This window comes from Delftia tsuruhatensis NBRC 16741 (assembly GCF_001571325.1).
Lineage (GTDB): Bacteria > Pseudomonadota > Gammaproteobacteria > Burkholderiales > Burkholderiaceae_C > Comamonas > Comamonas tsuruhatensis.
On record NZ_BCTO01000024.1, the window covers coordinates 138,037 to 160,082 of the forward strand.

Annotated in this window: 22 protein-coding genes; 10 read left to right on the plus strand and 12 right to left on the minus strand. The window is 67.9% G+C overall.

Annotated features, from left to right (window positions below; genetic code table 11):
* The first annotated feature begins 6 nt into the window (after positions 1–6).
* From DTS01S_RS13095 to DTS01S_RS13130, 8 genes are all read left to right on the plus strand, one after another.
* A complete protein-coding gene (locus DTS01S_RS13095; RefSeq protein WP_016447428.1) occupies positions 7–1,440 on the plus strand; it encodes an aldehyde dehydrogenase family protein in 1,434 nt (477 codons plus the stop codon).
* A 73-nt stretch (positions 1,441–1,513) separates the two neighbouring features.
* Entirely contained in the window at positions 1,514–2,113 is a 600-nt protein-coding gene (locus DTS01S_RS13100) for a DUF2889 domain-containing protein (protein ID WP_017407387.1), read from the plus strand.
* 24 nt (positions 2,114–2,137) lie between these two features.
* Positions 2,138–2,923, plus strand: coding sequence for an SDR family oxidoreductase (locus DTS01S_RS13105; protein WP_016447430.1), 786 nt, complete (start codon positions 2,138–2,140; stop codon positions 2,921–2,923).
* 65 nt (positions 2,924–2,988) lie between these two features.
* Entirely contained in the window at positions 2,989–4,125 is a 1,137-nt protein-coding gene (moaA, locus tag DTS01S_RS13110; protein WP_016447431.1) for a GTP 3',8-cyclase MoaA, read from the plus strand.
* A gap of 62 nt (positions 4,126–4,187) precedes the next feature.
* Positions 4,188–4,883, plus strand: coding sequence for a molybdenum cofactor guanylyltransferase MobA (gene mobA, locus DTS01S_RS13115; protein WP_017406839.1), 696 nt, complete (start codon positions 4,188–4,190; stop codon positions 4,881–4,883).
* Between the two features lie 29 nt (positions 4,884–4,912).
* Positions 4,913–6,250 carry a molybdopterin molybdotransferase MoeA gene (gene moeA, locus DTS01S_RS13120; protein WP_017406840.1) on the plus strand — a complete coding sequence of 446 codons (1,338 nt, stop codon included), beginning with the start codon at positions 4,913–4,915 and terminating at the stop codon, positions 6,248–6,250.
* 14 nt (positions 6,251–6,264) lie between these two features.
* The gene (locus DTS01S_RS13125) at positions 6,265–6,597 is read left to right on the plus strand and encodes a thioredoxin family protein (RefSeq protein ID WP_016451353.1); all 333 of its coding nucleotides are present in this window, start codon (positions 6,265–6,267) and stop codon (positions 6,595–6,597) included.
* Positions 6,598–6,643: 46 nt separating this feature from the next.
* Complete coding sequence (locus DTS01S_RS13130; RefSeq protein ID WP_223275354.1) at positions 6,644–7,375, plus strand: TetR/AcrR family transcriptional regulator; 732 nt, start codon at positions 6,644–6,646, stop codon at positions 7,373–7,375.
* Between the two features lie 47 nt (positions 7,376–7,422).
* Here DTS01S_RS13130 and DTS01S_RS13135 read toward each other — a convergent pair whose 3' ends face one another.
* The 7 genes from DTS01S_RS13135 to DTS01S_RS13165 form a co-directional block, all read right to left on the minus strand.
* Entirely contained in the window at positions 7,423–8,400 is a 978-nt protein-coding gene (locus DTS01S_RS13135; RefSeq protein WP_026062757.1) for a Bug family tripartite tricarboxylate transporter substrate binding protein, read from the minus strand.
* 54 nt (positions 8,401–8,454) lie between these two features.
* A complete protein-coding gene (locus DTS01S_RS13140) occupies positions 8,455–9,276 on the minus strand; it encodes a TauD/TfdA dioxygenase family protein (RefSeq protein ID WP_016451352.1) in 822 nt (273 codons plus the stop codon).
* A gap of 41 nt (positions 9,277–9,317) precedes the next feature.
* A complete protein-coding gene (locus tag DTS01S_RS13145; protein ID WP_061287851.1) occupies positions 9,318–11,561 on the minus strand; it encodes a xanthine dehydrogenase family protein molybdopterin-binding subunit in 2,244 nt (747 codons plus the stop codon).
* Positions 11,539–11,985, minus strand: coding sequence for a (2Fe-2S)-binding protein (locus tag DTS01S_RS13150; protein WP_017404538.1), 447 nt, complete (start codon positions 11,983–11,985; stop codon positions 11,539–11,541). The genes DTS01S_RS13145 and DTS01S_RS13150 overlap by 23 nt, the downstream gene beginning before the upstream one ends.
* A gap of 51 nt (positions 11,986–12,036) precedes the next feature.
* On the minus strand, positions 12,037–13,122 hold the full coding sequence (locus DTS01S_RS13155; protein ID WP_026062163.1) for a porin: 1,086 nt from the start codon (positions 13,120–13,122) through the stop codon (positions 12,037–12,039).
* Between the two features lie 223 nt (positions 13,123–13,345).
* On the minus strand, positions 13,346–13,792 hold the full coding sequence (rnhA, locus tag DTS01S_RS13160; protein WP_016447441.1) for a ribonuclease HI: 447 nt from the start codon (positions 13,790–13,792) through the stop codon (positions 13,346–13,348).
* Positions 13,789–14,598, minus strand: coding sequence for a class I SAM-dependent methyltransferase (locus DTS01S_RS13165; protein WP_017404536.1), 810 nt, complete (start codon positions 14,596–14,598; stop codon positions 13,789–13,791). The genes rnhA and DTS01S_RS13165 overlap by 4 nt, the downstream gene beginning before the upstream one ends.
* 19 nt (positions 14,599–14,617) lie before the next feature.
* Here DTS01S_RS13165 and gloB point away from each other — a divergent pair, with 19 nt between their 5' ends.
* Together gloB and DTS01S_RS13175 are read left to right on the plus strand one after the other, a co-directional pair.
* Complete coding sequence (gene gloB, locus DTS01S_RS13170; protein ID WP_016447443.1) at positions 14,618–15,391, plus strand: hydroxyacylglutathione hydrolase; 774 nt, start codon at positions 14,618–14,620, stop codon at positions 15,389–15,391.
* Positions 15,391–16,929, plus strand: a complete 1,539-nt coding sequence (locus DTS01S_RS13175; RefSeq protein WP_016451348.1) for a transglycosylase SLT domain-containing protein — start codon at positions 15,391–15,393, stop codon at positions 16,927–16,929. Before gloB ends, DTS01S_RS13175 begins: the two co-directional genes overlap by 1 nt.
* Positions 16,930–16,996: 67 nt before the next feature.
* Here DTS01S_RS13175 and DTS01S_RS13180 read toward each other — a convergent pair whose 3' ends face one another.
* The 5 genes from DTS01S_RS13180 to dnaX all read right to left on the minus strand — a co-directional run bounded on the left by DTS01S_RS13180 (position 16,997) and on the right by dnaX (position 21,947).
* Positions 16,997–18,082 (minus strand): ABC transporter substrate-binding protein, encoded by a 1,086-nt coding sequence (locus tag DTS01S_RS13180; RefSeq protein WP_016447445.1) that lies wholly within the window; start codon positions 18,080–18,082, stop codon positions 16,997–16,999.
* 84 nt (positions 18,083–18,166) lie between these two features.
* On the minus strand, positions 18,167–18,598 hold the full coding sequence (locus DTS01S_RS13185) for an MAPEG family protein (RefSeq protein ID WP_017404533.1): 432 nt from the start codon (positions 18,596–18,598) through the stop codon (positions 18,167–18,169).
* Between the two features lie 45 nt (positions 18,599–18,643).
* Complete coding sequence (gene recR / locus DTS01S_RS13190; RefSeq protein ID WP_017404532.1) at positions 18,644–19,234, minus strand: recombination mediator RecR; 591 nt, start codon at positions 19,232–19,234, stop codon at positions 18,644–18,646.
* A gap of 146 nt (positions 19,235–19,380) precedes the next feature.
* Positions 19,381–19,713, minus strand: a complete 333-nt coding sequence (locus tag DTS01S_RS13195; protein WP_012206701.1) for a YbaB/EbfC family nucleoid-associated protein — start codon at positions 19,711–19,713, stop codon at positions 19,381–19,383.
* A gap of 47 nt (positions 19,714–19,760) precedes the next feature.
* The gene (gene dnaX, locus DTS01S_RS13200; RefSeq protein WP_026062162.1) at positions 19,761–21,947 is read right to left on the minus strand and encodes a DNA polymerase III subunit gamma/tau; all 2,187 of its coding nucleotides are present in this window, start codon (positions 21,945–21,947) and stop codon (positions 19,761–19,763) included.
* Positions 21,948–22,046: the final 99 nt, after the last annotated feature.

Genomic DNA, 22,046 nt, shown 5'->3' on the forward strand with positions numbered 1-22,046 from the left:
GGCTCCATGCAATACCACCACATCGGCAATGCGTCCGTGCCTACGGAATCGGGACGCACGATCCCCGTGCTGGACCCGTCGGACGGGCAGGCTTTCGACGAGCTCCAACGCGGCTCGCCCCAGGACATCGACCTGGCCGTGCGCTCTGCGCGCGAATGCCAGGACAGCGTCTGGAGCAAGCTCTCGGCCGCCGAACGCGGGCGCCTGCTGATGCGCCTGTCGGGCAGCGTGCTGCAGCATGCCGATGAACTCACGGCCATCGAGCAGCGCGACTGCGGCAAGCCCACGCGCCAGGCCCGCGCCGATGCGCTGGCGCTGGCGCGCTACTTCGAGTTCTATGCAGGCGCCTGCGACAAGCTGCACGGCGAGACCCTGCCCTACCAGCAAGGCTACAGCGCCCTGACCTGGCGCGAGCCCCACGGAGTGACCGGCCATATCGTCCCCTGGAACTACCCCATGCAAATCCTGGGCCGCAGCGTGGGCGCAGCGCTGGCCGCGGGCAATACCTGCGTGGTCAAGCCCTCGGAAGACGCCTGCCTGTCCGTGCTGCGCGTGGCGCGGCTGGCCACCGAGGTCGGCTTTCCGGCAGGCGCCTTCAACGTGGTCACCGGCCTGGGACACGAGGTGGGCGAGGCCCTGGCGCGCCATCCAGGAGTGGACCACCTGAGCTTCACGGGCAGCCCCGGCGTGGGCACGCTGATCCAGCAGGCTGCAGCCGAACGGCACTGCCCCGTCACGCTGGAGCTGGGCGGCAAGAGTCCGCAGATCGTGTTCGCGGATGCGGACCTGGACGCCGCCGTGCCGGCCATCGTCAACGCCATCGTGCAGAACGCCGGCCAGACCTGCTCGGCAGGCTCGCGCGTGCTGATCGACTCGCTGATCTACGAGCCGCTGCTCGAACGCCTGGGCCAGGCCTTCGAGGCGCTGCGCGTGGGTCCGGCCGCCATGGACCTGGACCTGGGTCCGCTGATCCGCGCCAGCCAGCAGCAGCGTGTCTGGGATTTCCTGTCCGACGCCCAGGTGGCAGGCATTGCCGTGGTGGCGCAGGGCCAGATCGTGGAGCATGCGCCCGACAGCGGCTTCTACCAGGCGCCCACCCTGCTGCGCGACGTGCCACCCGAGCACCGGCTGGCGCAGGAAGAGATCTTCGGCCCCGTGCTCTGCGCCATGCCCTTCCATGACGAGGACCATGCCGTGCAACTGGCCAACGGCACGGCCTACGGCCTGGTGGCCGGCCTGTGGACCCGTGACGGCGCGCGCCAGCTGCGCCTGGCGCGGCGCCTGCGCTGCGGCCAGGTCTTCGTCAACAACTACGGGGCGGGTGGCGGCGTGGAGCTGCCCTTCGGCGGCGTCAAGTCCAGCGGCCATGGCCGCGAAAAGGGCTTCGAGGCGCTCTATGGCTTCACCACGCTGAAGACCGTCGCCATACGGCATGGCTGATCCTGGCGCATGACGGAAAATCGCAAGGTGCCCGGCGCCAGCCGGCCGCACGCGACAGAAAGAAGAATTCCCCATGCCCTTGTCTCCCGTTCCCGACCGCACGCCCCAGCATGAACGCGACGTGCGCTACCGCAGCTACGCCCGCGCCGATGGCCTCTGGGACATCGAAGGCGAGCTGCGCGACAGCAAGACCCATGACATCGAACTGAGCGGCGGCCGCCACATGCCGGCCGGCACGGCCATACACCACATGTGGATACGCACCACGGTCGATGCCCGCCTGGCGGTGCAGGCCATCGAGGTCGTCATGGACTCCCATCCGCTGGGCCACTGCCCCGAGGCCACGCGGGCCCTGCAGAAAATGGTCGGCTGCAGCATGGCGCGCGGATGGCGCAAGGCCATCAACGAGAACCTGGGCGGCGTGGCCAGCTGCACGCATCTGCGCGAGCTGCTGTTCAACATGGCCACGGCCGCCTTCCAGTCCGTGCCCGGCGTCTTTGGCGATGCCGACCCCAACCAGCCGCCACGCCACCTGGGCCAATGCCTGGGCTGGGACTTCAATGGCCCCGGCGTGGCGCGCTACTACCCGCAGTTCGTGGGCTGGCAGCCTGGCACAGGCGGCGTGGCCCCGACCCCGGCGACCACAGCAACCACCGAAACCCAGGGGGCCTGACCCCCGACCGAGGAGCAAAGCCCGATGCGTGTCCAGGACAAATCCATCATCGTCACAGGCGCCGGCAGCGGCATAGGAGCCGGCATCGCCATGCGGCTGGCCGCCGAAGGCGCGCATATCGTCGTCAACGACATCGACCGCGAGGCCGGCACGCGCGTGGCACAGGCCATCAACGCCGTGGGCGGCCGCGCGCTCTATGTGCAGGCGGACATGACGCAGGGCGAACAGGTCAAGGCCCTGGTGGCCGCCACGCTGCAGGCCCACGGCCGGCTCGATGTCTTCGTCAACAACGCGGGCTGGACGCACCGCAACCGTCCCATGCTCGAAGTCAGCGAGGCCGAGTTCGACCGGGTCTATGCCATCAACGTCAAGAGCATTTATCTCTCGGCCATCCACGGCGTGCCGGCCATGCGCGCCAATCCGCCGATGGCCGATGGCCGCCCCGGCGGCGGCAGCTTCATCAACATCGCCTCCACGGCAGGCCTGCGCCCGCGCCCGGGGCTGACCTGGTACAACGGCTCCAAGGGCGCCGTCATCGTGACCAGCAAGTCCATGGCCGCGGAACTGGGCCCGGAGAACATCCGCGTCAACTGCATCAACCCCGTCTTCAACCCCGACACAGGCCTGGCCGCCGAGTTTGCCGGCGGCCCCGTGGACGAGGAGCGCCGCGCGCGCTTTCGCGCGACGATTCCGCTGGGCCGCTTTTCCACGGCGCTGGACGTGGCCAATGCCGCGCTGTATCTGGCCAGCGACGAGGCGGCCTTCATCAGCGGCACCTGCATCGAGGTGGACGGAGCGCGCTGCGTCTAGACGCAGATCAAGATCTGCAGGCTTGCGCAGAGCCTGGACATAGGCATTCGGGCAAAATCGCGGGCATGGCAGAACGAGTGATCCCCCTGGTCGACGAGCGCGCCCCGACTCGCCCGGCCACCGTGCCAAGACTGCTGCAGGCGCCCACCGGCGATCTGCGTGACAGGCTTGGCCGGCCGCTGCGCGACCTGCGCATCAGCATCACCGACCGCTGCAACTTCCGCTGCAGCTACTGCATGCCCAAGGAAGTCTTCGACAAGAACTACCGCTACCTGCCGCACGGCTCGCTGCTGAGCTTCGAGGAGATCACGCGCACGGCCCGCCTGTTCGTGCAGCATGGCGTGCGCAAGATCCGCCTGACCGGCGGCGAGCCGCTGCTGCGCAAGAACGTGGAAACGCTGGTGGAGCAGCTGTCTGCCCTGCGCACGCCCGACGGCCATCCGCTGGACCTGACGCTGACCACCAACGGCTCGCTGCTGGCGCGCAAGGCCCGGGCGCTCAAGGCGGCCGGCCTGAACCGCGTCACCGTCAGCCTGGACGGGCTGGACGACGCGGTGTTCCGCAGCATGAACGACGTGGACTTCCCGGTCTCCGACGTGCTGGCCGGCATCGAGGCGGCCCAGGCGGCAGGCCTGGGCAACATCAAGGTCAACATGGTGGTCAAGCGCGGCACCAACGAGGACCAGATCCTGCCCATGGCGCGCCACTTCCAGGGCACGGGCGTGACCTTGCGCTTCATCGAATACATGGACGTGGGCGCGACCAACGGCTGGCGCATGAACGAGGTCCTGCCCTCCGACGAAGTCATCGCCCGGCTGCGCGCCGAGCTGCCCCTGGTGCCGCTGCAGGCCAGCAGCCTGGGCGAGACCGCCGTGCGCTGGGGATATGCCGATGCGCAGGGCCTGCACGATCCCTCGCTGGGCGAGGTCGGCGTGATCAGCAGCGTCACCCACGCCTTTTGCGGCGACTGCAACCGTGCGCGCCTGTCCACCGAGGGCCGGCTGTACCTGTGCCTGTTCGCCTCCGAAGGCTGGGACCTGCGCAGCCTGCTGCGCAGCGGCGCCAGCGACGAGGAAGTGGCAGCCGCGCTGGCCCCCATCTGGCAGCAGCGCACCGACCGCTATTCCGAACTGCGCGCCAGCCTGCCGTCCAGCACGGACACGCAGCGCAGGCGCATAGAGATGAGCTACATCGGCGGCTGAGCCCGCGCGTCGCGCGCGGCTCCCTTTGCCCTTCCCCTCGGTTTCTCCATCACAAGCCACACATGCCCGTTTCCTCCCTGCCCGACACCCTGCCCTTGAGCGACATCACGGGCTGCGTGCTGGCAGGCGGGCGCGGCATGCGCATGGGCGGCATCGACAAGGGCCTGCAGCCCTTTCTGGGCCAGCCGCTGGCAGCCCATGCGCTGGACCGCCTTGCGCCCCAGGTCGGGCATCTGATGCTCAACGCCAATCGCCATGCCGAGGCCTATGCGCAACTGGGCGCCCCCTATGGCGCCCCGGTCTGGCCCGATGCCGAACCCGACTACCCCGGCCCGCTGGCCGGCTTTCTGAGCGGCCTCACCCATTGCCAGACACCCTGGCTGGTCTGCGTGCCCTGCGACACGCCGCTGTTCCCCCTGGACCTTGTACAGCGGCTCGCGCAGGCTGCGCTGGCGCAGCAGCCTGCGGCCGACATCGTCGTCGCCCATGGCTGGGAACGCTCGCTTGATACAGATCAATCCAGGCTGCGTGCCCAGCCCGTGTTCTGCCTGATGCGGTCATCGCTGCGTGATAGCCTGCAGTCCTTCATACGTTCGGGCGGCCGCAAGATCGATGCCTGGACGGGCCAGCACCGCTGCGCCACCGCCCTCTTCGATCGCGCGGACGACAGCCCGCTGGCCTTTGCCAACGCCAACACGCAGCAGGAGCTGCAGGCCCTGGCGCAGGCCGCGGCCTGTGTGCCCGTGACGCCGCCGTGACCGGCCTTGCCCCACCGGATTCCGTTCTGATGACCGCCACCTTCCAGCCCGCCTCCGCCCCCATCGCCTCCGCCCAGGACCTGAGCGTTGATCAGGCACTGTCCCAGCTGGCCAGCCTGCTGCAGCCCCTGGGCCCGGTGGCGGATGTGGAAACACTGGCGCTGGCCGACGCGCTGGACCGCATGCTGGCCGAAGACATCGTCTCCCCCATCGACGTGCCCGCACATGACAACGCCGCCATGGATGGCTATGCCTTCGACGGCAACCAGCTGCAGGCCGGCGCCCCGCTGGTGCTGCGCGTGGTCGGCCAGGCCCTGGCCGGCAAGCCCTGGCATGGCACGGTGCGGGCGGGCGAGTGCATCAAGATCATGACGGGCGCCGTGCTGCCGCCCGGTCTGGACACGGTGATCGCGCACGAACGCACCGAGCCCGCCGATGCGGCCTCGCCCGACCATGTACGCATCCCCGCCGGCAGCGTGCGCACCGGAGACAACCGCCGCAGGCGCGGCGAGGATCTGAGCCAGGGCTGCGTGGCGCTGGCGGCGGGCCAGCGCCTGCATCCGGCAGCCCTGGGCCTGATCGCCAGCCTGGGCCAGTCTCAGGTGCATGTTCGCAGGCGGCTGCGCGTGGCCTATTTCTCCACGGGCGATGAAATCCTGCACCCCGGCACGGCGCTGCGCGAAGGGGCGGTCTACGACAGCAACCGCTTCAGCCTCATCGGCCTGCTGCAGCGCATGGGCGTCAAGGTGCTGGACCTGGGCGTGGTGGCCGACCAGCCCGAAGCCTTGCAGGAGCGCCTGCGCGAAGCCGCCTCCCTGGCCGACGTGGTGCTGACCAGCGGCGGCATCAGCGCGGGCGAGGCCGACCATACGCGCGCCATGCTGCAACGCATGGGCAGCGTTCATTTCTGGCGCCTGGCCATGCGGCCCGGCCGGCCGCTGGCCGTGGGCCTGTTGCAGCCCGATGCAGGCACGCCATTTGCCGCCAGCCGGCCACCGGCACGCACCACGGTACTGATCGGCCTGCCCGGCAATCCCGTGGCTGCCATGGTGAGCTTTCTGGTCTTTGTACGGCCGGCGCTGCTGCAGCTCATGGGCGCCGCCGCCGTGGACGGTGAACCGGCCGCCCTGCCCCAGGCTGTGGCTGCGCAGGCCCTGTTCAAGCGGCCAGGCCGCACCGAGTACCAGCGCGGCATTCTGTCCAAGGGCGCCGATGGCCGCTGCATGGTGCGCACCACGGGGCCGCAGGGCTCGGGCGTACTCAGTTCCATGGCCGAGGCCGACTGCCTCATCGTGCTCGAACATGAGCGCGCTGCCGTGCAAGCCGGCGAAACCGTGTCCATCCTGCCGCTGCAGGCCTTTCCCTGACAGGAGATTGCCCCATGCCCTTCCAGTCCAAGCACCTGACCGACGCCCCCGATCGCAGCACCGTCGAAGCGCTGCCCGGCGCTACCTTGCTGGAGTTCGGCACCGCCTGGTGCGGCCACTGCCAGCGCGCGCAACCGCTGATTGCCCAGGCGCTGGATGCCGCCCCGCAGGTGGCCCACATCAAGGTGGAAGACGGCCCCGGCAGGGCCCTGGGACGCAGCTACCGCGTCAAGCTCTGGCCCACCCTGGTCTTTCTGCGTGACGGGCAGGAGGTGCAAAGGCTGGTGCGGCCCCAGCAGGCCCGCGAGATCGAGGACGCGCTGGCCCGCATCACCGCCCAGCCCTGACACTTGCGGCGCAGCCGCTGCCTGTGTATCGCCGACAATGGCCCGCATGCCGTCCCAAAAGAAGCCTGCCGATTCCGCGCCCAAGAAGCCCCGCCGCAACAGCGGCCGCCCGCTGGCTGACGATGCCGTCGGCCGGGACATCATCCTGCAGACCACGGTCAACCTGCTCAAGACCCGCACGCCGGAGCAACTGAGCATTCTGGAAATCGCGGCGGCGGCCGGCGTCACGCGGGCGCTGGTGCGCTACTACTTCAGCAGCCTCAAGGGACTGCTGCAGGAAGTGACGGAGTCCCTGATGCGCGAGTTGCAAAACCGCATGGAAGTGGCGCTCAGGACGCAGGGCACGGTGGAAGAGCGCGTCTACCAGCGCCTGCTGCTGCGGCTGGATTTCATGCGCGAGCACCCGCAGTTCGAGCGGCTGGCGCTGTCCGAGATCTACCACTATGAAAGCGAAGAAGAGCCTCCGCCCTCGGGCACGCCGCTGCAGCGCATCACGCGGCGCGGGCTGGAGCTGACCTCGACCATGCTGATGGACGGAGCGCAGGCCAGCCACCCGGCACAGGTGGACCCGCGCTTCATCCACCTGGCCATCCTCAGCATTTCGGCCTTCCTGCCCACGGCACGGCCGCTGCTGGCCGAACTGTTCGGGGAAGGGCCGCAGGCAGACCAGCAGGTCGAGCACTATCTGCGCTTCATGTCCCACCTGCTGGCCGAGCGCATCAGGCAGGATGCGCCGGCGCAAGACCACCCACCACACCCGGGCCACCACCCGGATTGACTTGCGCCGGCGCCCGCTGCTCCCTCCTTTCGTCCGGTGCGCCGCCCTCAGTCGGACTGTATGCCCAGCTCCTTGACCAGCCGCCCGAAGCGCTCGAAGTCGCTGGCATTGGTCTTGCCCAGGCGCTGCGGCGGGCCGCCCACAGGGACGGTTCCCAGCGTGGCCATGCGTGCCACCACGTCGGGCATCTTGAGGACCTCGTTCAGGTGCGTATTCAGCAGCCTGACCACGTCGGCAGGCATGTTCCTGGGGCCGAACAGGCCATACCAGGCCGTCAGCTCCACGTCCTTGTAGCCCAGCTCGGCCAGCGTGGGCACGTCAGGCGCCAGCGGCGAGCGCTGGGCGTCGGCCACGGCCAGCGCCACGAGCTTGCCGCCGGGCAGGTAGGGCGCGATGGAGCCCAGCGTGCTGTAGGTGAAGGGCACATGGCCGCCCACCACGTCCGTGACCGCAGGCGCCACCCCCTTGTAGGGGATGGACTCGAAGCGGGCGCCCGTGGCGCGCCGGACCATCTCGCCCAGAAAGTGCATGGGCGAGCCATTGCCCGGGGTGGCGTAGCCCAGCGAACGGCCCTGGCTCGCGGATACGGCCTCCTTGAGCGTGCGCACGCCCGCGCCGGGTCCGGCGACAAGGAACAGCGATGTGGAGCCGACCTCGATCACGGGCGTGAATCCGTTGAGCACGTCATATCCGTGGCCTGCGCCCAGCTTGAGCACCAGCTGGGCCATGGCAAAGGTATTGGGCGCCAGCAGCAGCGTATAGCCATCGGCCGGCGCCTTGGCCACATAGCTGCTGCCGATGGTGCCGCTGGCGCCTGCGCGGTTGTCCACAAGCACCGACTGTCCGATGCGGGCCGACAGCTTCTCGCCCAGCAGGCGCGCCAGCGCATCGGTGTCACCGCCTGCGGGATAGGCCACGACGATGGTGACGGGCTTGTGGGGATAGGCCTGCGCCTGGGCAGGACCGGCCAGCAGGGCCATGGCCAGGGCCATGCCTAGGGCAAGCGTTTTGCGTTTCGCTTTCATGGGGTGGGCTTTCATCGTGGGTTTTGTCATTTTCAGCAAAGGCCGGGGCCGGGCTCACGCCTGGCGTATCGCCACGCGGTGCATGCGCCGCGCTGCGGGGTGGTAGTCGTTGACCGCGTAATGCTGCGTGGCCAGGTTGTCCCAGATGGCCACCGAGCCCTTGCGCCAGCGAAAGCGCACCTGCCATTCAGGCACCTTGGCCAGGCCGCTGAGCATGGCGATCAGCGCCGCGCTCTCGTCGCTGGTGACGCCCTCGATGTGCGTGGTGTAGAGCGAGTTCACAAAGGCCACGGGCAGGCAGGTCACCGGGTGCACCAGGACCACGGGCTGCTCCAGCGGCGGATGCTTGAGGCGCGTGGCGCGATAGGCCTCGCCCGAGGGATCGCGGCGCATCAGGCTTTGCCTCAGGGCCGGCGCCTCCCAGTTGTGGGTGGCGCGCAGCGTGCGCAGATAGGCCTGCAGCTCGGGCGCCAGCGAGGCGAAGGCCGTGGTCATGCTGGCCCACATGGTGTCGCCGCCCGTGGGCGGCACGTCCACGGCGTAGAGGCAGGCACCGGCGGGCGGCTTGGTCTGCCAGGTCAGGTCGGCATGCCAGATGTCGGTGCCGGTGCGCGTGCCCTGGCTGATCAGCAGCTCGACATGGGGATCGTCCGGGTGCGAGGGAAAGGTGGAGGACACGGGCTCGACCTTGCCGAACACCTGGGCCACGCGCACCTGCTGCGCAGGGTCCAGCGTCTGGTCGCGGAAGAAGATGACCTGGCGCTCGGCCAGCAGCTTGCGCAGCGCGTCCGCATGGTCATGCACCTGCGCCGGGTCCGAGAGATCGATGCCGTAGATCTCCGATCCTATGCACGGGGTGATGTGTTCGACTTGCATGAAATTCCTTTTCTCAAAAAAAGCCGGGGTTGGGGTGGTGATCAGGTGGACGCGATGTCCTGCGGCAGCGGCATGGAGCGGAACCGGCGGCCCGTGGCATGGAACATGGCCGTGGCCACGGCAGGCGCCGTGGGGCCCAAGGCCACTTCGCCGCAGCCCTGGGGCGGCCGGTCGCTTTCGACCAGGACCACCTCCACGCGGGGCATTTCGGACAGTTGCAGCAGCGGGTAGTCGTGGAAGTTGCTTTGCTGTACCGCGCCCTTGTCGAAGTCCAGCCGGCTCTTGAAGGTGTTGGTCAGCGCAAAGCCGATGCCGCCTTCCACATTGGCCTTGACCAGGCCCGGATTGACCACGCGGCCCGCATCAATGGCGCAGATGGCACGCTCCAGCCGCACGCGGCCTTGCACAACACGCAATTCCATGACCAGTGCGACGAAGGTCTGGAAGCTCTCGCCCCGCCCCGTGTAGACGTTGAAGGTCATGGCGCGGTGCAGGCCTGCCGGCGCGGGCTGCTCCCAGCGCGCGGCGCGCGCCGCCGCATCCAGCACGCCCAGCGCCAGCGGCTGGCCGGCCAGCAGGCGGCGCCGGTACTGGTAGTCGTCCACGCCTGCGGTGTGGGCCAGCTCGCTGATGAAGCTTTCCAGGAAGAACACGCTGGACGTGGTGCCCACGCTGCGCAGGTAGCTCAGCGGTATGGGCTGCTGCACGTCCACGGCATCCACCAGCAGGTTGGGCACGCCGTAGATCAGGTCGTAGATGGACTCGACCATGGTCTCGTCCCAGCCGCCGGCATCGGCCATCTTCTTGGGGTTGATGGCCCCGTACAGCGACTGGCCCGAGATGCGCGCATGCAGAGCGGCCGGCATGCCGTCGGCGCCGAGCACGGCGCTCAAGCGCCCCGATGCGCCGGGCCGGTAGTAGGAATGCCGTATGTCGTCCTCGCGCGAGCGGATGACCTTGACGGGCCGGCCTACGGCCTTGGATGCCGCCGCCGCATGCAGTGCGAAGTCGGGCATGTATTTGCGCCCGAAGCTGCCGCCCAGGAACGTGGTGTGCACGATCACCTTGTCTGCAGGCACGCCGCAGGCCTTGCCGAGTTCGCCGCGCAGGAAGTCCTGGCCCTGGTAGGGCCCCCAGGTCTCGACCTCGCCGTCGCGCACATGCACGGTGGCGGCCAGCGGCTCCATGGTGGCGTGCGTGATGTAGGGCGAGTGGTAGTCGGCCGTGATGGTCTTGCCGGCCGCCAGCACTTCACGCGGCTTGCCCAGACTGCGGGCAACGACGGCCTTGTCGTTCGACAAGCCTGCGACGAACTGCGCATGGATGCGCTCGCTGTCCAAGGCTGCCGCCGCGCCGGCGTCGAATTCGATGTCCAGCGCATCGGCAGCCTGCTTGGCAATCCAGTACGAATCGGCCACCACGACCACGGTGCTGGGCTCTGGGTCGGGCCACTGCGTGGTGCGCACGACGGCATGCACGCCGGGGCGCGCGCGCACCTCTGCCTCGTTGTGGATGCGCACGATGCGCCCCGTCACGCTGGGCGCCATGCGCACGGCGCCGATCAGCATGCCGGGCACCTCGACATCGATGCCGAACACCGCGCTGCCGTCGACCTTGGAAGGCGTATCCACACGGCGCAGGTTGCGGCCGATCAGGCCCTGCTCGGAAGCCGACTTCATGCGCGGCCGCGCGGCCAGGGGCAGCCTGGAGGCATCGGCCACGATCTCGCCATAGCCCACGCTGCGGCCCGTCGCGGGGTGCAGCACGCGGCCGGCACGCGTCATGCACTGGGAGGCACGCACACCCAGGCGGCTTGCGCCGGCGCGCAGCAGCACATCGCGCGCCTGGGCGCCGGCCAGGCGCATGCGTTCATAGAAATAGTTCATGGACATGGAGGCACCCACGAACTGCTGGAACGGCATCTCGCCCGCATCGTTGCGGTAGGCATCGCGCCCCGTGACGAAGCGCACGGTCACGCTGGCCCAGTCGGCATCCAGTTCATCGGCCAGCACCTGGGGCAGGCCTGTGTAGATGCCCTGGCCGACCTCGCACTGCGAAACGCCGATCACCACCTGGCCCGAAGGCTCGATCCAGACCCAGTCGCCGATGGCTGCTGCCGCCGCCGCACCGGCTGCCGGCGGCGCGGCCTGCGCCAGCGGAATCAGCAGGCTGCCGACAGCAGGGGCCACCAGCAGCGCAGCAGCGCTCTGGAGCAGGTGCCTGCGCCGCAGCGAGATGGCCGAATCGGCCACGCGGCCCCGTTCATTGCTTGGACGCTGCGGCATGGATGGCCTCCCGGATGCGGTGGTAGGTGGCGCAGCGGCACAGATTGGTCATGGCCTCGTCGATCTGCGCATCGGTGGGCTGCGGATGGGCCTTGAGCAGTGCGGCAGCGGCCATGACCATGCCGGACTGGCAGTAGCCGCACTGCGGCACGTCCTTGTCCATCCAGGCCTTCTGGATGGGGTGGGAGCGGTTGCTGGACAGTCCTTCGATGGTCGTTACCGCCTTGCCGCCCACCGTCGAGACGGGCAGCACGCAGGAACGCACGGGCTCGCCATCGACATGGACCGTGCAGGCCCCGCACATGCTGATGCCGCAGCCGAACTTGGTGCCCGGCAGCTTGAAGTGGTCGCGCAGCACCCACAGCAAGGGGGTCTGCCCGTCGCCGTCAAAGGCCACGCTTCGGGAATTGAGGGTGAATTTCATCGTGGGGTCTCCAATGCGCCCGCATCGACCGGGCTGCATGTCTCATGCCTCTCAGAACGAGTGGTGTATGCCTGCCGCAATCACGGTCTGCGTGCGCCCGCTGGCAACGCCCACGGAATTCATCGCCGCCACGCCATCGGAGGTGCGCTGGTGCGTGACCGAGGCATGCAACTGCGTGCGCTTGGAGAAGGCGTAGCGCGCGCCCAAGTGGACCTGGTTCCACTTCGTCTGCTCGAAACGGCTGAAGGAGTAGCCGGTGTTGATGGTCACCGCCTGGCTGGTCTGCCAGGCCAGGCCCAGGTCGAGCGCGCTCATGTGGCTGGAGGCTGCGCCGTACTTGAGCGTGGAGCGCGTGAGCAGCGCGTTGAGCCGGACCGGAAGCGCATCGAGCTGGTAGCCGCCGCCGATGCCCAGCACCTGGAAGGTATCGAGCACCAGCGGCCGGCCCGCCACCAGGTCCTGGCCCAGCGCGTTCGCCAGGCCCGTGCGCCCGGCGATATCGAAGGCACGGCCACGCGCATCGGTGTAGGCCACGGCCAGATTGAGCTTGGCACTGGAATAGCTGCCCATGACGCTGTAGGTGCGGTTGGCCTGCGAGCGGCCCGGCACCTCGCCAAATCCATACTGCGCGCCGAACTGCATCCCGCCCATGCGCGGCGTCAGGTAGACCACGGAGTTGTCCACGGGGAACTGGCTGGACAGGCCGTCCAGGTTGCCCGGGTGGTACAGATAGAAGTTGTAGAGCTGGTAGCCATTGCCCCATTGGCTCAGCGTGCCGGCCGTGAAATCGACCTGGCGCCCCAGCCGCAGCGTGCCCAGCGAAGCACTGTCCAGGCCCACCCAGGAAGCCCGGTTGAAGTAGCTGGTGGGCGAGATCGGCGAGCCGATGTCCGTGAGGAATCCGTTTTCCAGCTGGAACGAGGCCTTCAGGCCGCCCCCCAGGTCCTCGGAGCCGCGCAGGCCCCAGAGGTCAGGCTGGGAGATGGCCGAATCCATGCGCGTGAGCCGGCTCCCTCGCACATCGCTGATCCAGGGCATGGTCAGGTCCATGCTGCCGTACAGCGTCACCGAACTCTGGGCAAGCGCCGCTCCCGCGCCGCCCAGCATCGCCAATGCGGCAATTGCTTTGTATTTCATCGCAAGGCTCTTTCATCGTGAGATGGTTTAAAAATTCCACAAGTGGCAATTTCAAACACCACACCACGGAAGATGCCTGGCAGGGCGCACATTAATTTCCACTTATGGAAATATTAGCCGCACCCATCGAGTCCTGTGTCTGGGGTTTTCATCTACCACGTTTGAGGTAGTCCTCGGGAAGAGGAGCAAGGGACAGGCATTGCACCTGTCCCGCACAAGGCGTTCAGCGTCCCAGCGCCTGATCCACGCCCATGTTGGCCAGCGCGTCGGCGCGCTCGTTGCCGGGATCGCCCGCATGGCCCTTGACCCAGCGCCAGTCGATGCGGTGCCCGCCACCCTGCACCAGGGCGTCCAGCCGCTGCCACAGCTCCACGTTCTTGACGGGCTCCTTGGAGGCCGTCTTCCAGCCCTTGGCCTTCCAGCCGTGGATCCACTCGGTGATGCCCTTGAGCACGTACTGGCTGTCGATGTAGAGCACCACGTCGCAGGGCCGTCTGAGCGCAGACAGCGCCTCGATCACGGCCATCATCTCCATGCGATTGTTGGTGGTGTTCAGCTCGCCGCCGAACAGCTCCTTCCTGGCGCTGCCAGCCTCCAGCACCACGCCCCAGCCGCCAGGACCCGGATTGCCCTTGCAGGCACCGTCCGTATAGATAACAACTTGATTCAAAAAAAATCCTTGATATGAATGGCCCGGCCGTCAGGCCGGTTGGAATGCAGATCACCGTCGGGCGCGGCCTGTGCCGGCATGCGACGGGCGACCGGCACCGTGGCGCCCGACACGACCGCGCGGCCGCGCCAGGCAGGCTCCAGCATGCGCGCACCCGGCACACGCTTGACGGCCACCACGCAGTACACACCGCCCAGCATGGGCCAGCCCAGCCGTCCCACGCGGTCCATGAACTGCCAACGGCGCAGCCAGCGATCCGTCTGCACGGCGGGACGATAACAGCCGAATTGCACGGCCTCGATCTCGAAGGCCAGCAATCGCAGCCAGTCGCGCAGCCGCCAGTAACCCACGCCCCAGCCCACATCGGGCAGGTACACGCCACGCTCGGCACGCCGCTGCACGCCCAGCAAACTGGCAGGATTGAGTCCGCACACCACGATGCGGCCTTCAGGCATCAGCACCCTGGCCGCCTCGCGCAGCACGGCATGCGGGTCCGGCGAGGTCTCCAGCGTATGGGGCATCACGACCAGGTCGAGGCTGGCCTCGGGAAATGGCAGCGCGGCGGGATCGGCCAGCAGCGCCACGGGAACCTCCAGCGGGGCAGCGCCGTCCGCTGGCGCTGCATCCTGCGTGGAATCCAGCGCCAGCCAGCGGTGCGGCATGCGGTTGGCACGCAGCCCCTGGAGCATGGGCATGCCCAGCTGCAGGCTGTGATAGCCGAAAATATCGGCCACCGCCTCGTCGCAGCGCTGCTGCTCCCATTCCAGCAGGTAGTGGCCGAGGGCAGATTGCGTCCAGTGATGCATCCCTATAATTTTGCTGCTCATGAACCTGTTGCCCATTCCTGCTTTTTCCGACAACTACATCTGGCTGCTGCATGACGCCGGGCAGGCCCTGGTCGTCGATCCCGGCGATGCAGCGCCCGTGCTCGCCACGTTGCACCGGCTGGGCCTGCAGCTGCAGGGCATTTTAGTCACCCACCACCATGCCGATCATGTCGGTGGCGTGGCCCAGCTGCACCAGGCCACGGGCGCCCAGGTCTGGGGTCCTGCCTACGAGCAGTTGCCCGAACCCGTTCAGCGCGTGCAGGGAGGCGATGCCGTGCAGGCACTGGGCGGCCCCTGGCAGGTCATCGATGTACCAGGCCATACCAGCGGCCACATTGCCTTCTACAGCACGGCGGCACAGGCACAGCCCGTGCTGTTTTGCGGCGACACGCTGTTTTCCGGGGGGTGCGGCCGCCTGTTCGAGGGCACTGCGCAGCAGATGCAGCAATCGCTGGACGATCTGGCCTCGCTGCCGGGCAATACACTGGTGTGCTGCGCACATGAGTACACAATGTCCAACCTGCGCTTTGCCCAGGCCGTGGAACCAAACAACGAAACCCTGGCTCACTACCAGCGGCATTGTCAGGCGTTGCGCGAGGCCGGTCGGCCCACGCTGCCATCCCTGATGGAGACCGAGCGCTCCATCAATCCCTTTCTGAGAACGCGCGAATCCGCGGTGGCCGCGGCCGCCGCAGGCTTCGACGCACAGGTGAGACAGCAGGACCCTGCCAGCGTGCTGGCCGGCCTGCGCCAATGGAAAAACGTCTTCTGATGAAACTGCTACACACCCTGCTGCTGGGCAGCCTGCTGGTTCTTGCCGGCTGCGCCACCACCAGCGGCCCGGACTTGGCCGGCACGACGGATCCCTCCCCCAGCCCCGCACCCCACTCCCCCATGTATCCCAAAGGGCCGCTGAGCCCGCTGGGCACAGGCAGTGCCAGCAACGGCGACGTGGCCTCGCTGGAGACCACGGGCGACCTGTGGGTACGCATACGCCAGGGCTTTGCCATGCCCGACCTGGACCAGGATCTGGTCAAAGACCGCGAGCAGTGGTACGCCAGCCGTCCCGACTACATACAGCGCATGACCGAGCGCTCCAGCAAATACCTGTTCCACATCGTCGAGGAACTGGAGCGGCGCAACATGCCCACCGAGCTGGCGCTGCTGCCCTATATCGAGAGTGCCTTCAACCCGCAGGCCGTCTCCACCGCCAAGGCGGCCGGCATGTGGCAGTTCATGCCGGCCACCGGCACCTATTTCGACCTCAAGCAGAACGCCTTCCGCGACGACCGCCGCGACGTGCTGGCCTCCACGCGCGCCGCGCTGGACTACCTGCAAAAGCTCTATGACATGTTCGGCGACTGGCACCTGGCCCTGGCCGCGTACAACTGGGGCGAAGGCAGCGTGGGCCGCGCCATCAAGCGCAACGAGAAGCTGGGGCTGCCCACGGGCTACACCGACCTGCAGATGCCGGCCGAGACCCGCATGTACGTGCCCAAGCTGCAGGCCGTCAAGAACATCGTGGCCAACCCCGATGCGTTCAACACCGAGCTGCCGGTGATCGAAAACCACCCCTACTTCCAGACCGTCACCATCACCCGCGACATCGACGTGGAACTGGTGGCCAAGCTGGCCGACGTATCGACCGAGGACTTCAAGGCGCTGAATCCCAGCTTTCGCAAGCCGGTGATCTTTGCGGCCGGCACGCCGGAGATCCTGCTGCCCTGGGACAACGCCAAGGTGTTTCGCCGCAACATGCAGGCCTTCGACGAAGGCCAGTACGCGAGCTGGACCGTCTGGACCGTGCCCTCCACCATCAGCGTGGCCGAGGCGGCCCAGCGCGTGGGCCTGGGCGAGTCCGACCTGCGCGCCCTCAACAACATTCCGCCGCGCATGCTGATCAAGGCCGGCTCCGCACTCATGGTGCCGCGCGGCGCCAACGTGCGTGCCGACGTGGCCGGCCACGTGGCCGACAACGGCCAGATCAGCTTTGCCCCCGAGATCATCACGCGCCGCACCACCATCAAGGCACGCAAGCGCGACACGCTGATCAGCGTGGCCAACCGCTACGGCGTCAGCGTGTCCAACCTGGCGGACTGGAATGACCTGAAGTCCTCGGCCACGCTGCATGCAGGCCAGTCGCTGGTGGCCTATCTGCCGGTACGCGCCAGCAGCGGCGGCAACGCCCGCGCAGCCAAGTCCACGGGAACCGCACGCAAGGTGGCCGTTCAGCCGCAAAGCCGCAACGCCAAGACGGCCGTCACCACGGCACAGCGCGGAGGCAAGCCATCCAAGGTGAAAAAGCGCTGAGGAATCCCTCTGGCACCCGCGTCACGGAGCCCGCTTTCGCGGGCTTTTTTGCGTGCGGCCGCCGGGCTCAGGTGTGAAAGCGCTGGCGGGACTGGCGCACGAATTCGTTGGTGTACGAGCGCTCCAGGTCAATGCCGCCGCGCGCCAGCGCAGGGTCGAGCCGGACCAGCGCACGCAGGGCCGTGGCGGGCCCGTCATCGGGCATCATCCCATCGGGCGAAATCGTGGTGCGCATGTGCTCGAAGGCCGACAGATAGGCGCGCCGGGAGCCCAGCAGATAGGGCGCAGGCACGGCCCGCAGCACATCCATGGGCGCGGCAGTCTGCAGCCACTTGAGCGAGCGCACCATGGCGTTGCTGAGCGCCTGGGCCTTGGCCGGGTTCCTGCGCAAGAAGGCCTGTGTCGCATACAGCGTGCCCGAGGGCATGGAGCCGCCATACAACTGCGCGCTGCTGCGCAGATCACGCAGGTCCCGCACGATGCGCACGGCGCCCTTGTCCTCCAGCACGCTCATCAGCGGGTCCGCATGGCACAGCGCATGCACACGCCCGGTGCGCAGCGCCTCCATGGCATCGGGCCCAGAGCCCACGCCCACCAGTTGCACCGCAGCGGGATCCAGGCCATCGCCCAGCAGCATCAGCTGCATGGCCCGGGCCGTGGATGCGCCCAGCGAGGAAACACCCACGCGCCGCCCGCGCAGATCGGCCAGCGTCTGGTAGCGCGGCATCCAGCGCGCAGCCACGCCCAGCGCGATCTGGGGTGCACGCCCCTGCACGACGAAGGCCCGCAGCTGGCTGCCGCGCTGCTGGGCAAGAAGCGTGTGTTCATAGGCGCCCGCGCAGACATCGGCGGCGCCCGACTCCAGGGCCTGCAGCGACTGCGATCCGCCTGGATAGTCCTCAATGCGCACGGCCAGGCCTTCGGCCTCGAAATAACCCAGCTGCTGCGCAATCACCAGCGGCAGGTAGTACAGCAGGCCCTGGCCGCCCACGGCAATCGTCAGCAGCTCGGCCGAGCCGAGCACAGGGAGCGACCAAAGAGGAGCCAGCCCCAGAAGGCTCAACAAGGTTCGGCGATCAAGCACGTGGGAAGACATGATGGTTATTTTGCTGCAGTGCAACACGATCATGCCCAGAGCCCGCATACGCAGCATCGGTGCTTGCCCGTACGTGAAACACCGCAGGGCCTGTGGTGCAGGCCCTGCGCGGGACGAGGGCGCCGGATGCGGCCGCAGGCCTCAGCGGTAGCCTGCGAAAAACAGCAGCAGATTCACCACCAGGGCCAGGGCCCAGGCCAGACTGCGCAGCGTGGCGCGGTCCATCACATAGAAGGCTATGTAGGCGATGCGCAACACCACGAAGGCCACGGCAAGGCCATCGACCCGCGCCGCTGGCGCGCCCAGTTGCCAGGCAACCAGCAAGGCGCCAATGAAGAACGGCAGGCACTCGAAACTGTTGGCCTGCGCCGCATTCGCCCGCGCCTGGTAGCCGGTCTGCTGGGCGAGCCAGGCGCGGGGGGCGTGGTTGTCGAAGCCGCGCTGCCCCGGCCGGTGCTTCATTCCGGGCGCCTTGGCGATGTAGGCGCAGACCAGCGGCAGCAGGGCCGCCACCAGCAGGCACCAATGGGCAAGGGAAAAACCGCCGGGCGGCAGGACGACAGAGGTCGGCATACGGGCTCCTGATGAAAAGACAAGGAATGCTGGCCGCCTCCACCACTACCGGCGATCCACCAGCGCATGGGCGATCGTACCCAGGTCCACGTACTCGAGTTCGCTGCCGATGGGCACGCCGCGCGCCAGCCGCGTCACATGGATGCCGCGCGCTTTCAGCGCCTCGCTGATCGCATGGGCCGTGGCCTCGCCCTCGGCCGTGAAACTGGTGGCCAGGATCACCTCCTGCACCTTGCCGTCGCCGGCGCGCTCCAGCAGGGATGACAGATTCAGGTCGCGCGGACCTATGCCGTCGAGCGGAGACAGCCGCCCCATCAGCACGTAGTAGTAGCCGTTGTAGGCGCCCGTGCGTTCCATGGCCCCCATGTCGGCAGGCGCCTCCACCACGCACAGCCGGGCCGCGTCGCGCCCTTCGTCCTGGCAGATGGAGCAGATGCGGCCTTCGGTGAAGGTATGGCAGCGCTCGCAATGGCTTACCGACTCCACGGCCGTGGTCAGGGCACGGGCCAGCTGCCGCGCGCCGTCCTGGTCGCGCTGCAGCAGGTGAAAGGCCATGCGCTGCGCAGACTTGATGCCCACGCCCGGGAGCCTGCGCAGGGCTTCGATCAGACCATCGAGCGATTGCACATCCGACATGGCGGCTTCCTTTCAATGAAGAAGATTCTCAGAAAAAAAGCGACCTGCAAGGGCAGATCGCTCGATGGCCTCTCAACGCAATTGAGTGGCAGGGGAAACCGTCACGGCCTCTCCCGGCTGTTCGGCACAACCTCTCGGGGCCAGCCTCAGAAGGGGAACTTCATGCCGCCCGGCAGGCCGGGCATGCCGGCCGTGAGCTTGCCCATCTTTTCGTTGGAGGTTTCTTCTGCCTTGCGCACGGCAGCGTTGAAGGCGGCAGCCACCAGGTCTTCCAGCATGTCCTTGTCTTCGGCCAGCAGGCTGGGGTCGATGGTGATGCGCTTGACGTCGTGCTTGCAGGTCATTACCACCTTCACCAGGCCCGCGCCGGACTCGCCTTCCACCTCGATGTTGCCCAGTTCATCCTGGGCCTTCTTGAGGTTGTCCTGCATGGCCTGGGCTTGCTTCATCAGGCCGGCCAGTTGTCCTTTGTTGAACATGTGAGTTCCTTCTTCTGTAGGGTAAAAACGAAACGCTCTAGAGCGTGTCAGGGCTGAATGGATACGGGCTTGATACTGCCAGGCACGATTTTCGCGCCATGGCTGCGGATCAGGGTCTGCACCAGAGAATGATTCATCACGATGTCTTCGGCAATGCGCTGGCGCTCATGGTTGGCCACCGCATTGCGCCGCGCGGGGCTGTCCACCACGGCGCCCTGCTCGACATGCAGTTGCCGGGCCAGGCCGGCAGCCTCCAGCGCCGCACGCAGGCGCTCGCGCGTGGCGGGCTGGGCCAGCGAGCTGCTTTCCACACGCAGCGTCCAAGTATCGCCCTCGCGCGCCACCAGCTGCGACTGCAGCGCCAGCTGGCGCGCCAGCGCAGTAACGGCCTCGGCCTGCACCAGTTGCTGGACGGCAGCGTGCCAGACATCGCCCTCGGCCGTGCGCTCCACGGTCGGCGCGGGTGGCGCATCCGGGGACTGGCGGCCACGTTCGGGAGCGAAATCCTGCACATCGATCTGAGTGTCGATCTGCGGTTCGGACTGCCGTACCACGGCAGCGGCAGGCGGCTCCAGGGCCAGATCTCCGTCATCGCTCCAGCGGCCTTCGTCGGCCCAGCCTTCATCGGGCATCCCGGCCCAGGCACCCTCGTCCGGCGCATCGGCATCCTGCACCTGCGGCGCCTCATCGGCAGAAGAGTCTTCGTCTTCCTGCACATCGTCCACGGGCTCATCCACAGGCTCGTCCAGGGGCTCCTGGGCGACACCGGCGGCCGGCTTCACCTCTGGAGCAGCGGAAGGCCTGGCCTCTTGGACAGGCGCAAGCACAGGTTCCGACCTGGCAACTGCGGCCACGGCCACGGGCGCCTGAACAGGCGCTGGAGCCGCAACGGCTTGCACCACGGGAGCGACCACGGCGGGCGCAGCGGTCACGGGAGATGCGACAGGCGCGACGGGAGCAGGAGGCGCAACCGGGACGGGCATGGCCGCCTTGGCTGGGACAACGGGGGCCTCGGGCACAGCGGGCTGTGCGGGCCGCGTCTGCGCAACGGGCGCGGGAGATTCAGGCTTCGCCGTGGAGGGGGTCAGCGCTGGAGTTTTTTTTTCAGCCGCGCCCGGGGCGGGCTCTGCAGATTGCGGCTTGAACGCCAGCAGCCGCAGCAGCGCCATGGTCAGCGCCGCGTACTCGTCGGGTGCCAGGCCCAGTTCGGCCCGACCATGCAGGCAGATGCTGTAGAGCAGCTGGGTTTCGTCGCGCGGCATCAGCAGCGCAAGACGGGCAATTTCAGCGGCCTCCGGATCGCTGGCGTCGGCGGCCATCTGCGGCACAGCCTGCGCCACAGCCATGCGTTGCAGCACGGCGCACATCTCCTCCAGCGTGGAGGCTGCAGACAGGCCGTTGCGGCGCAGCGCCTCGGAAGTCTCCACCACCACCTGGCCATCGCCTTGGGCCAGTGCCTCGATCAGGCGGAACACATGGCTGCGGTCCACGCTGCCCAGCATCTGGCGCACCATGGACTCCTGCAGCTGGCCGCTGCCAAAGGCAATGGCCTGGTCGGTCAGCGACAGCGCATCGCGCATGGAGCCGCGCGCGGCGCGAGACAGCAGGCGCAGGGCCTGGGGTTCGGAAGCCACGCCTTCCTGGCCGAGCACCTGGCCCAGATGCTCCAGCACGGTCTCGGGCGCCATGGGCCGCAGGTTGAACTGCAGGCAGCGGCTGAGCACGGTCACGGGCACCTTCTGCGGATCGGTGGTGGCCAGCACGAACTTCAGGTACTCGGGCGGCTCCTCCAGCGTCTTGAGCATGGCGTTGAAGGCCGTGTTCGTGAGCATGTGCACTTCGTCGATCATGAAGACCTTGAAGCGTCCCTGCACCGGCTTGTAGACGGCCTGCTCCAGCAGGCTTTGCACCTCGTCCACCCCGCGGTTGGAGGCGGCGTCCAGCTCGGTGTAATCGGGAAAGCGGCCGCTGTCGATTTCGGTACAGGCGGCGCAAACGCCGCAGGGCGTTGCCGTGATGCCGCCCTGGCCATCGGCGCCCTGGCAGTTGAGCGACTTGGCCAGAATGCGCGAGACCGTGGTCTTGCCCACGCCGCGCGTGCCGGTGAACAGATAGGCATGGTGCAGGCGCTGCTGCGTCAGGGCATTGGTGAGCGCCTGAACGACATGCTCCTGCCCCACCATTTCGGAGAAATTGCGGGGGCGGTATTTGCGGGCCAGCACAAGATAAGACATCCCGCGATTCTACGGGGCTGAGCACCCTCGCCCGGTGCGCCCCGGGTTTGGCCAGCCTTGTCGCCCGGGCAGCCCGGTGTTTGCCCCTATAATCGAGAG